Origin of the sequence: Clostridium tarantellae, from assembly GCF_009295725.1 — a bacterium.
Classification (GTDB): Bacteria; Bacillota; Clostridia; order Clostridiales; family Clostridiaceae; genus Sarcina; species Sarcina tarantellae.
The window spans coordinates 1-10,763 of the sequence record NZ_WHJC01000113.1 but is presented as its reverse complement, the minus strand read 5'-3'; the positions used below and the strand labels follow the sequence as shown (position 1 = coordinate 10,763).

Genomic DNA, 10,763 nt, shown 5'->3' with positions numbered 1-10,763 from the left:
TCCATTTTTTTAGTTAAATCTTCTGATTTGGCATAAAGAGACGAATTAGCTTTTAATCTTATAGCATAAAAAGCTTTATTTTCTTCTATTAATTTAAATAATTCTGGATTTGCAAAACCACTATCAGCTCTTACAAATCTATCTATGGAGCTATATTTTTTTGAGTAGTTTTTTAACATAGGTCCAATAAACCTATTAACTTGTCGCGAAGTATATACATTACCAGATCTTAATTCTGCTTTTATAAGATCACCAGTTAACCCATCGAATACTAATAGAGGATGATACCCATTAGCTGAATAATGAGCATTATAATCAGAACCATATTGATTTCCATAAGTTTCAGCATTAGTAGAATCTAAATCAAATAGGAGTTGCTTTGGTAATTTTATTTGATAAATTTTATCTAAAAGTAGTTCATTTATGCGTTCAAATATTTTTATACTATCAACATCTAATCTATTATTAAACCTAGATAATGTTGGTTGAGATGCTAATGCACCTTTTTCGAGAACTGCTTTAAAAGCAGGGTCGTTAATAAGTTCATCAGCATTATCATCTGTGTGATATCCTGCAATAGATTGATAAATTTTTTGAAGTACTATATCTTCATTTGTATGAATTCTAAAACTAGCATTATCTTTTATTTTAAAAATTTTCTTTATAGTTTTACTAAATCCTATTTTTTCATCAAATTCTTTATACAACAAAAGACCACTATCAGATGTTAAATTTCCACCTTCAAAATTTATTTTAATTTTACTATTGAAATTTACTGATTTTTCTAATAAACTACTCATATAAGGATTCTCCTTTCATTGTTTCTTTTCCTTAATTTAACAATAACAGGGTTGAATCCTTTTTTCTATACTTTTTCACCTAATAGGTGAATTTTTTTTTGTAGAAAAGCATTATTTTAAGCCATATCTATTATGATTTTTATTTTTTCATGAATAATTAGGGTAAAATTTAAAATTCATTGAAGTACATTTACTAATTTTTAATTTTAGTCATTATAAAATCAATTTCTTTTTCATTTATTTCATCAGTATTTACTATATTTACCAATTCTCCATTATTTATTATAACTATTCTATCTGATAAATTTAAAATTTCATCTAATTGAGAAGAAATTAATAGTACTCCTTTACCTAAATTTCTTTGTTTAATTAATCTTTTATGTATATAATCTATAGAATCTTTATCCAAATTTTTAGTAGGTTGTACTGCTATAACTATCTCTGATTGTAACTCTATTTTTTTACAAATAATATTTTTTTTTATATTTATAAAAGATAAAGATCTTAAGATATTTAACTGCTGTTTTGATGATTTAACATGAAAATCCTTTATTATATTTTTATTATAAATTTTTATTGATTTTTTATTTAATAATCTTTTTTTAGAATAAGTTTTTTTATTGTAAATTTGTAGTAGTATATTACTTTCTAATGTATAATCTAAAATTAATCCTTTTTTATTTTTATCCTTTTTACAAGGTATACTTTTATTAGTTCTATATCCCATAAAGAACTTATGTTTTTCTTCATTAATAAATTCTACTTTTCCCTTATCTATTTTTCTCATACCAGTAATTGCTTCAACTAATTCTATTTGTCCATCTCCATTTACTCCCACTATTCCTATAATTTCTCCTTGTCTTATTTTTAATGAAAAATTTTTTAATGCTAATACTTTTTTATTATTCATTACAAATAAATTTGATATATTAAGTATAGTATTACCAGGATTATTATTCTTTTTATTCACTTTAAAAGAAGTATACCTTCCTACCATCATTTCTAATAAATACTCCATTTGTTATCCCCCTTAAAGCTTTTTAACACGTTAAAGAAGTTAAAATTTATTTAAGTCCTCTCATTGTTTTATTTTTTTATATCATAAATATATTTTTTAAAACGCAATAAAACTAAGCTGTTTTTCTTAATCTATAGATAAAAGTTTATCTTTTTCTTCTTTATATAATCTATTGTTAATATTAGAATAATATCACTATTTTATCTAAATATAAATTATTTAAAATAGAACAAATTTAAAAAATTGAACTAGAAATTATTAATTTCTAGTTCAATTTTTACATTATTAAAACTTTAAAAATTATTTAATTTTAATAATATAATATATTCTCTACTTTCTCTAATCCACTAATAGTTATTGCATAACTTTCACTTTTTTCAATTAAATTATAAGATTCTTTTCCTTGAAAATTAGTAATCATAACATTTCTAGTTTCATTACATTTTAATTCTATAATATCATTATAATCAAAACTAAATCCATCTAAATCCATTGCAAAATTATTAGCATTTTCATTAGCCCTTATTGTAGCTTCTATTTTAACATTTTCTGTACTATCTTTTAAAATTAATGAAAAATACTCTTCATTTTTCTTATCTTCATCCACTAAAATTCCTGATGACATAACTAAAATTTTATTAGCATCTTCAACTAAATCAATTTTTACTATGGGTTCTGAATTTTTTCCATTTAATATTATACTATTTAAAAGTTTACTTCCTATTGCTTCATATGGAGTTAATCCATCTGGAGTTATTGTATATTCACTAATATTACCTGTTGGATTATATTCTTCTTTTCCTTGAAAATTTGTAATTGAAATATTATAACTTTGTTTATATCTTAATATTATACTATCATCATACTCAAAATTAAAATCATTTAATTCTTTTACTAATTTATCTGAATTTTCATTACCATTTAAAATTACTTCTTTCTTTAAATTTCCTTCAATATCATTAAATACTATTGCAAAATATTCTATATCTTCAAAATCATCATTAATTATTTTTGATGTTGAAACAACTTGCAACCTATTAACAGCATTTATTAAATTTATTTGTGCCATAAATTCTGAATCTTTACCTTTTATAATTATACTATTAATAACCTCACTTTCAAATTCTTGAACCAAAATCAATCCTTCTGAAGTTATAACATAACTTTCTGAATTTCCTTCTGGAATATATTCTACATAATCCTTTTTAGGTAAATTATACATTTTCACTCTATTATTTTCTTCATAATTTAATACTAAAATATCATTGTAATCAAATTTATAATTATTTAAAATTTGAGAAAAATTTTCACCTGTTTCATTTCCCATAACAACAGCTTGAATTTTAATATTTCCTTTAGAATCTTTTATTAAAAATTCAAAATACTTTTCATTATCAAAATTTAAATTAGCTGTAATATTAGTTGAAGTTGCTTTTATAATTTTATTTTTAATATCTAATTGCACTTTAGCAACTTCTAAATCATTTTCTCCATAAAAATCTATTAAATTTATATTTTTTTCATTGTTACTTAAAGTTGAATTTGTACTTAATGGACTATTTATATTAATTTCTGCAAGAGATAAATCTTTTTTATAAGCTGATAAAATTAATTCTATTTGTTGTTTTATACATCTTTTATTTAATGATTCTGCACAAATATTTTTTATTATTGGAGTAACACAATAATCATTCATTCCTTGTACATAATTACATTCTATACTAATATATTTAGTAAAAGGAATTTTTGCTGTAAGTTCATCTTGTTTTTTATAAGAATTAAATGTAATGTACTCTATTTTTTCAATTAAATTCCCAACTATATATAGTTTTCTTTCTTTTAATTGTATTTCATTTTCTGCAAGAACATTTGTTACTGGTACAGATACAATTTTTATACTTTCTATATTTGCACTTATATAAATTTTTTTTATACATTTTATGTCTTTCTTTTTACATGGAAATTTTAATTCATTAACTACTAATAATTTATCACAAGCTTCTACATAAGGATTCACTTTACCATTACAATAAGGATTTTTTCCTTTTATTTTTATTACTTCATACTTACTTTTCACTTTTTTTCCTCCTTTGAATACAAAGTTAAAAATACTTAATTCGCTAATATTTTTGATTATTTTTTCTTTAATACCATAATATGACTAAATCCAAAAAATGGGAAAGCATTTTGGAAAAATGATACTTGTTTATTTTTTTTATTTTACACACATAATAAGTTTATAATTTTTATAATTAAAGGTGGTGTAAGTATGCGTAGTAATGCAAAAGATAAGTTTAGAAAAGCTACTGATGAACTTTGTCATGCTCAAAATCATTTGAATTTAGCTTATTCTAATGTAGAAAATAAACATAATAAAACTGAAATACATGCAGCATTAAAAGCTGTTGCCAGTGCTTTAGAAAATGCTCATAGTAATTTAATTAACTATAAAGATTAATTTTTTTAGGAGGATTTTTATTATGGGACATGGAATTAACTCAAAACGTGAACTTAAACTTGCTTTATCAAGTGTAATGAGTGCTGAAAAATTATTAAATGAAGCATTAATTACTGTAGAATATGATGAAAATAAACAACTTCTTCAAAATACACTTAGTAATGTAAATAATGCCTTAAAAACAACTAGAACTGCTAGTTATGGATTTATAGAATAAACAATTGTAATTTATATTTTTTTAAAAGCAAGAAATATATAAATGCTAATATATTTCTTGCTTCTATAGGTATTAGTTAAAACTTATTTCATTTATTTTCTTATAAATACAACTAATAAAAAATTAAGTTATAATTATATTATAATATAATTATAACTTAGTTTTTTAATTTTCAATTATGCTTTTGCTGTAGGTGGTGTAAAAATTCTTGTAGCAAGTTCATCATCCATCATATATAACGCTGCTGGATTTCCTTCAGATCTTCTAACTCTTTTTAATAAAGAATTAAAATTATTCTCTTCTTCTACTTGTTCATCTATAAACCAATTAAGTAAACTTAAAGTTGCATGTTCTTTTTCTTCACTAGCAATATCTGCAAGTTTATAAATTTTACTTGTAACTAATTTTTCATGTTCATACCCTTTTTCAAAAGCATCTATTATATCTTTAAATTCTGAATTAGGTTTTTGCACTGTATCTAACTTTACAACTCCACCTTTTTGAAATATGTAATCATATAATTTCATTGCATGAAATAGTTCCTCTTGAGCTTGAACTCTAAAAAAATTAGCAAAACCACTTAAATCAACTGATTCAGCAAAAGCTGACATAGCCAAATAAGTATAAGATGAGTAAAATTCAAAGTTAACTTGTTCATTAAGTTCATTAAGTAAATTTTCGCTTAACATTTGTTTATCCTCCATGTTTAAACTAATATAAAATATTATTTATGTACTTATACTAACTCTTTTATTTTAAAATTTCAAACTTACATTAATATTATTATAAGAATAATCCTTTAAGTATTTTAACACTATTAAAAAATAAGTATTCATTTACTTAAAGGATTTATTAAATTAATTAAAAAATAATGGTAATATTTATATTATTCTTTAAATTGATAAAAAAAAGCTTTTATTAATTGTGATAAAGCTGCTGCTATAATAAAAATTACCCATGCATAACTCCAACCATTTAAATTAAAGCCTATAATAAAAAACAAGGCTACTGCTAATAACCATAAAGCACTTTCTATAGCTTTAAATTTATAGTTTCTAATTCCTTTTAATTCATTTGGAAGCTTTTCTTCCTCATCCTCTTCTGTACATCCTAAATAAACAAATATACCTACAGCAGGAATTAAAAAGATAAAGAATAAAACTACTGCACCAACTTCTAAATTAAACCAATTAACTCCTACTATAATACTTACCACACCTATTAAAATAAGCATAGTAGCAAAGGCATATCCTAATGCTCTAAGTTTTTTATTTTTCATAAAAAATCTCCTATAAATAATTACTATATTGTAAATATATTCATAGAAGTTTTTTTAAAACTATTTTTTTTAAATTTAATTAATAATTATTTATATACACACAGTTATTCTTCTTTTAAAATTATTTTTATAAACTATACACTTATCTATAATTTTAAATCCTAAAGAAGTTATATGTTTTTCCATATCTTCTGAAGTAATTAAAATCATTTTTTTTGAAATTTTTCTAGCAGTTTTTAATATCTCTCTTTGCTCTATAATAGTAGTAGGTGTAAATAAACCATAAGGAAGATCTACAATAGCTACATCAAAAAACTCTTCTATAGTATGCATATCTTTATGTTTTACAACATCCTTAAATCCTAAAAACTCTAAATTTTTTTTTGCATTATAAGCAATACTTTCATTTATTTCATATCCTTTAATATTAATTCCTAAATCTAAAGCTTCAATAACAACAGTTCCTACCCCACAACAAGGATCCACTACTGAACATTTTAAATCATTACCTACGGCTATATTAACTACTGCTTTAGAAGTTTTTACTCCTAAAGAATTAGAATATGAATATGGTTTATTATCATGATTATGCCATTTAAAGTCATTCTTATTATATTCCCCAAATATCCATCTATCTTTAACCTTAGTAACTCCTAAAATTACACTTGGATTATGTATATCTGGAAAGCCATTAATGACAAAACCTATTTCTTTTAAACTATTAAGTCTTTCATTATACTCTACATCGCCATCTTCACTTTTTACATAACATACTTTAAAGTTATCATAGGATAATTTATCTTCTAAAATTTTATCTGTTATTTCTTTTAAGGAATTTGCAGAATATATTATAGAAATACTATGCTTTATAAAAGCACTTCTTGAAGGGTTAATTTCTTTGTTAGAAAAAAAATATTTTTTATTTAGAACAGAATTAAAAATATATTTAATTTCCATTTCACATAATTCTTTTTCATAATGTGGATAATTTATAACATAAAAATACTCTTTTAATTTATGTTTATTTAAATTTTCTATCATAAAAAAATATATCTCCTTTTTATTATCATTTAATTATACCATATTCATATTTATAAAGTACTATTACCATTAATCCTTTATAATTTTGTAAAGTTAATACATTAGTTGTAAAATAAATTAAAGGAGTTGATTTATATGAAATATGTAGTAATTGGAGGAATAGCCGCAGGTATGACCATGGCATCTAAATTAAAAAGACTTCATAAAGATGCTAAGATTATTGTATATGAAAAATCTAATTATATATCTTTTGGAGCTTGTGGTCTTCCTTATTTTATTGGTGGTTTTTTTGAAGATAAAAATAAAATGATTGCAAGGACAGTAGAACAAGCTGAAAAAAACGGTATAAAAGTTTTTTTAAATTCTGAAGTGATTTCTTGTGATTTTTATAATAAAAAACTTACAATTAAAAATATTAATACTTTAGAAATAATTGAGGATAACTATGATAAGCTTATGATAGCTACAGGTGCTACTCCTATTATTCCTAATATAAAAAATATAAATATTAAAAATGTATATACCTTAAGAAATATGTCTGATGGAATTGCTTTAAAAAAATCACTAAAAAATTTAAATAATAAAAAAGTAGGAATATTAGGTGGAGGCTTTATAGGCGTAGAGCTGTTAGAATCCTTAAAAAAATTAAATAAAGAAATACATGTATTTCAGTTAAGCAATTCTATTCTTAATAATGTATTTGATAAAGAAATTACTGATATAATAAAAAACTATTTATTAAGTGAAAATATCAATTTACATTTATCTACAACAATTTTAGAACTAAAAGGTAATAAAAAACTAGAAAAGGTTGTAACTAGTAAGGGTAATTATCCTTTAGATATATTAATAATTGCTACTGGAGTACATCCTGCTACTGAATTCTTAAAAAATAATAATTTAAATATGTTTAAGAATAATGCATTAATCATTGATGAATATGGACAAACATCTATAAAAGATGTTTATGCAGCTGGTGATTGTGCTACTATAAATCATAGAATATTAAAAGAACCTATATATCTTCCTTTAGCTACTGGGGCAAATAAACTTGGAAGAATAATAGCTAAAAATATAAGTTCCCATTATAATGAAGAAAAATTTCCTGGTACCCTAGGTTCTGCCTCTGTGAAAATTTTAAATTTACAGGCAGCCACCACTGGAATTTCAGAAGCACAAGCTAAATCATATAAATTTAATTATAAAACTGCTTTTATAGAAGGTGTAAATCACAATGATTATTATCCAGGTCAAAGTAAAATTTATTTGAAATTAATCTATGATGAATATACTAAAGCAATTTTAGGTGCTCAGGGTATAGGTAAGGATGGCGTGATTCAGCGTATAAATTTACTTGCTACTGCAATCTTTAATAATATGACAACTAAAGAATTAGCAATGCTTGATTTAAGCTATTCTCCTCCATTTTCAAGCACTTGGGATATTATTAATATAATAGGCAATGTAGCTGATTAAAATATTATATTATTTAAAGCAATAATTAAACAATATAATTATTGCTTTAAATAATATTTTTATAATAATTATTCACTAATTAATATAGATATTTGAGTTAAATAATTTCTTTCATCTTTTACAGCAAAGAAATCTAACAATCCTATTTCATAAGAATCACTTAAAATTTTATAATTATTTTCATTAATATATTTTAATAGTTTTTCATAGGATATACTTGTACTTTCATAAGAACCTTTATGATTTATACAAGCATAATAGCCTTTAGGTTTTATGTTTAATTTATTGCTCTTTATTTTTTTATTCACAGGTATAAATAATTTAGTTACTTCTGTGAATTTTTTACTATCTACATTTTCTTTACTTACCATAGCTCCTAACGTATAACCTTTATTAAAATTATTTTCATTACAATAATTTATAAAATCAATTATTCCTCTCATAATGTTCTTTTCATTTTCTAAATGCCATACAAGTATATTTTCTTCTTCAAAATGCTTTAAATACACCTTATCATTATAATTATTTTCTATTCCGGTCTTCACTACTTTAATTTTATTATTTATTATTTCTGATATATGTTCTAATTTTTTAATTTTTTCTTTAATTTTAATTTTTTCTTCATTTAACATATTTATATAATTTTTAGGATTTCTTTTTTTTAAATACTCTTTAATTTCATCTAAAGAAACACCTATTTCCTTTAATTCTAATAATATATTAAAAGTATCATATTGATTTAATGTATAAAATCTATATCCTTTTTCATCCTTATATTCTGGTGAAAATATTCCAATATTATCATAAAAAATCAATGTTTTTCTTCCTACTCCACATAGTTTAGCAAATTCACCTATAGTGAGATATTTTTCTCTTAAATTAACTTCCATTTTAATCCCCTTTTTATATAAACATATTAACTATTGACTGTATAGTTACTATACACATTATAATTCAATAAGACAATTAATTTAAGGAGGAAATTATAAAATGGAAGCTTTATTTTCAAAGAAATTTAATTTTAGCGAATTTATGAAATTTGTAGCACCAGCAATTTTATCAATGGTCTTTATTTCTTTATATACAATTATAGATGGAATTTTTGTATCAACCTTAATAGGTTCTGATGCTTTAGCAAGTATTAATATAACTTTACCTATAATTAATTTAATTTTTGGTATAGCCATAATGTTTGGCACAGGAGGAAGTGCCTTAGTAGCTATTAAGCTTGGAGAAAAAAAATTTAAAAATGCTAATAAATCTTTTTCTTTACTTTTTATTGTGGCAGCTTTAATTGGAATTTTATTTTCATTGTTTTGTTTTGTTTTTATTACTCCAATTTGTAAATTTCTTGGTGCTACTGAAAGCTTACTTCCTTACTGCATATCTTATGGAAGAATAATAGCTATTTTTATACCAATTTTTATTATTAAAACTATGCTTGAATTCTTTGTTAGAACAGATGGAAACTTTAATTTTAGTTTATTACTATCTATTATAGGTGGATTAATAAATATTATATTTGATTACGTATTTATAAAAATATTAGGCATAGGAATAGCTGGTGCTGCTTTAGCTACTGGACTTGGAGTTTTAATCTCTGCCTTGTTAGGCATTTGGTACTTTACCTCTTCAAAATCAACTTTAAAGTTTACAAAACCTAATTTTGATTTTAATTTACTTAGAGATACTTTAATTAATGGCTCTTCTGAAATGGTAACAGAATTATCCACAGCCATTACTACTTTATTATTTAACATGCTTACATTAAAATATGCAGGTGAAAATGGTGTAGCCGCTTTAACTATCATATTATATGCACACTTTTTGCTAGTTTCAACCTACTTAGGATTTTCATCAGGGATTGCACCTCTTATAAGCTATAATTATGGTGCAAAAAACACTGATAAATTAAAAGAAACCTATAAATATTCAAAGATATTTATCCTTAATTCATCAATAATAATATTTATTATTGCTTTATTATTTTCTAAAAATATAGTTGGAATATTTGTAGAACAAACTAATGATGTTTTTTATTTAGCTCTATCAGGAATGAAAATTTTTTCATTTTCTTTCTTATTCGTAGGAATAAATATATTTGCTTCATCCTTATTCACATCTTTTTCTAATGGGAAACTATCAGCTATAATTTCTTTTTCAAGAACTTTCGTATTTATTTTAATAGGTGCTTTTATACTTCCTTTAATATTTAAAATAAATGGCATATGGCTTACAGTTCCCTTTTCAGAAATTTTAACAGTTATTATATCCATATTATTTATAAAAAAATATAAGGAAAAATATGAATTCTAATAAAAAAACAGCATCCATAAAAGATGCTGTTTCAGTTTGTAGACAAATAGCATTTTTGCATAAAGCAAAAATGCTATTTTTAGTTTTATAAGCAAAATTTCTAAATTTTTCAAATATATTTTTAATATTATGATATAATCCGAGATATCCCCCGGTCT

General features: G+C 22.8%; 11 protein-coding genes. 4 read left to right on the top strand and 7 right to left on the bottom strand.

Annotated elements, in window-relative coordinates:
- The 3 genes from GBZ86_RS08770 to GBZ86_RS08760 all read right to left on the bottom strand — a co-directional run.
- The coding region (locus GBZ86_RS08770; RefSeq protein ID WP_152889758.1) for an IS1380 family transposase at nucleotides 1-800 on the bottom strand (800 nt) is incomplete at its 3' end.
- Nucleotides 801-993: 193 nt separating this feature from the next.
- A complete protein-coding gene (locus GBZ86_RS08765; RefSeq protein WP_152889755.1) occupies nucleotides 994-1,818 on the bottom strand; it encodes an ATP-binding cassette domain-containing protein in 825 nt (274 codons plus the stop codon).
- Nucleotides 1,819-2,128: 310 nt separating this feature from the next.
- On the bottom strand, nucleotides 2,129-3,895 hold the full coding sequence (locus tag GBZ86_RS08760; protein WP_152889754.1) for a putative mucin/carbohydrate-binding domain-containing protein: 1,767 nt from the start codon (nucleotides 3,893-3,895) through the stop codon (nucleotides 2,129-2,131).
- 192 nt (nucleotides 3,896-4,087) lie between these two features.
- Here GBZ86_RS08760 and GBZ86_RS08755 point away from each other — a divergent pair, with 192 nt between their 5' ends.
- Together GBZ86_RS08755 and GBZ86_RS08750 are read left to right on the top strand one after the other, a co-directional pair.
- On the top strand, nucleotides 4,088-4,276 hold the full coding sequence (locus tag GBZ86_RS08755) for a hypothetical protein (RefSeq protein WP_152889751.1): 189 nt from the start codon (nucleotides 4,088-4,090) through the stop codon (nucleotides 4,274-4,276).
- A gap of 22 nt (nucleotides 4,277-4,298) precedes the next feature.
- On the top strand, nucleotides 4,299-4,493 hold the full coding sequence (locus tag GBZ86_RS08750; RefSeq protein ID WP_152889749.1) for a hypothetical protein: 195 nt from the start codon (nucleotides 4,299-4,301) through the stop codon (nucleotides 4,491-4,493).
- A 176-nt stretch (nucleotides 4,494-4,669) separates the two neighbouring features.
- Here the strand turns inward: GBZ86_RS08750 and GBZ86_RS08745 are convergent, their stop codons facing one another.
- From GBZ86_RS08745 to GBZ86_RS08735, 3 genes are all read right to left on the bottom strand, one after another.
- Nucleotides 4,670-5,182 carry a ferritin gene (locus GBZ86_RS08745; protein ID WP_152889747.1) on the bottom strand — a complete coding sequence of 171 codons (513 nt, stop codon included), beginning with the start codon at nucleotides 5,180-5,182 and terminating at the stop codon, nucleotides 4,670-4,672.
- A gap of 197 nt (nucleotides 5,183-5,379) precedes the next feature.
- Nucleotides 5,380-5,772 carry a hypothetical protein gene (locus tag GBZ86_RS08740; protein WP_152889744.1) on the bottom strand — a complete coding sequence of 131 codons (393 nt, stop codon included), beginning with the start codon at nucleotides 5,770-5,772 and terminating at the stop codon, nucleotides 5,380-5,382.
- A 90-nt stretch (nucleotides 5,773-5,862) separates the two neighbouring features.
- Nucleotides 5,863-6,813 (bottom strand): TRM11 family SAM-dependent methyltransferase, encoded by a 951-nt coding sequence (locus GBZ86_RS08735; RefSeq protein WP_152889742.1) that lies wholly within the window; start codon nucleotides 6,811-6,813, stop codon nucleotides 5,863-5,865.
- A 135-nt stretch (nucleotides 6,814-6,948) separates the two neighbouring features.
- On the opposite strand from GBZ86_RS08735, the gene GBZ86_RS08730 reads away from it, so the two are divergent.
- Nucleotides 6,949-8,289 carry a CoA-disulfide reductase gene (locus tag GBZ86_RS08730; RefSeq protein ID WP_152889739.1) on the top strand — a complete coding sequence of 447 codons (1,341 nt, stop codon included), beginning with the start codon at nucleotides 6,949-6,951 and terminating at the stop codon, nucleotides 8,287-8,289.
- Nucleotides 8,290-8,357: 68 nt separating this feature from the next.
- Here GBZ86_RS08730 and GBZ86_RS08725 read toward each other — a convergent pair whose 3' ends face one another.
- Nucleotides 8,358-9,179 carry a MerR family transcriptional regulator gene (locus GBZ86_RS08725; protein WP_152889737.1) on the bottom strand — a complete coding sequence of 274 codons (822 nt, stop codon included), beginning with the start codon at nucleotides 9,177-9,179 and terminating at the stop codon, nucleotides 8,358-8,360.
- A 100-nt stretch (nucleotides 9,180-9,279) separates the two neighbouring features.
- Here GBZ86_RS08725 and GBZ86_RS08720 point away from each other — a divergent pair, with 100 nt between their 5' ends.
- Nucleotides 9,280-10,605 carry an MATE family efflux transporter gene (locus GBZ86_RS08720; RefSeq protein ID WP_152889734.1) on the top strand — a complete coding sequence of 442 codons (1,326 nt, stop codon included), beginning with the start codon at nucleotides 9,280-9,282 and terminating at the stop codon, nucleotides 10,603-10,605.
- Nucleotides 10,606-10,763: the final 158 nt, after the last annotated feature.

Bases quoted from the DNA above. Each gene is read 5' to 3' on its own strand.
- GBZ86_RS08755 (WP_152889751.1), top strand. From the start codon at position 4,088: ATGCGTAGTAATGCAAAAGATAAGTTTAGAAAAGCTACTGATGAACTT.
- GBZ86_RS08730 (WP_152889739.1), top strand. From the start codon at position 6,949: ATGAAATATGTAGTAATTGGAGGAATAGCCGCAGGTATGACCATGGCA.
- GBZ86_RS08725 (WP_152889737.1), bottom strand. From the start codon at position 9,179: ATGGAAGTTAATTTAAGAGAAAAATATCTCACTATAGGTGAATTTGCT.
- GBZ86_RS08745 (WP_152889747.1), bottom strand. From the start codon at position 5,182: ATGTTAAGCGAAAATTTACTTAATGAACTTAATGAACAAGTTAACTTT.
- GBZ86_RS08720 (WP_152889734.1), top strand. From the start codon at position 9,280: ATGGAAGCTTTATTTTCAAAGAAATTTAATTTTAGCGAATTTATGAAA.
- GBZ86_RS08735 (WP_152889742.1), bottom strand. From the start codon at position 6,813: ATGATAGAAAATTTAAATAAACATAAATTAAAAGAGTATTTTTATGTT.
- GBZ86_RS08765 (WP_152889755.1), bottom strand. From the start codon at position 1,818: ATGGAGTATTTATTAGAAATGATGGTAGGAAGGTATACTTCTTTTAAA.
- GBZ86_RS08740 (WP_152889744.1), bottom strand. From the start codon at position 5,772: ATGAAAAATAAAAAACTTAGAGCATTAGGATATGCCTTTGCTACTATG.
- GBZ86_RS08750 (WP_152889749.1), top strand. From the start codon at position 4,299: ATGGGACATGGAATTAACTCAAAACGTGAACTTAAACTTGCTTTATCA.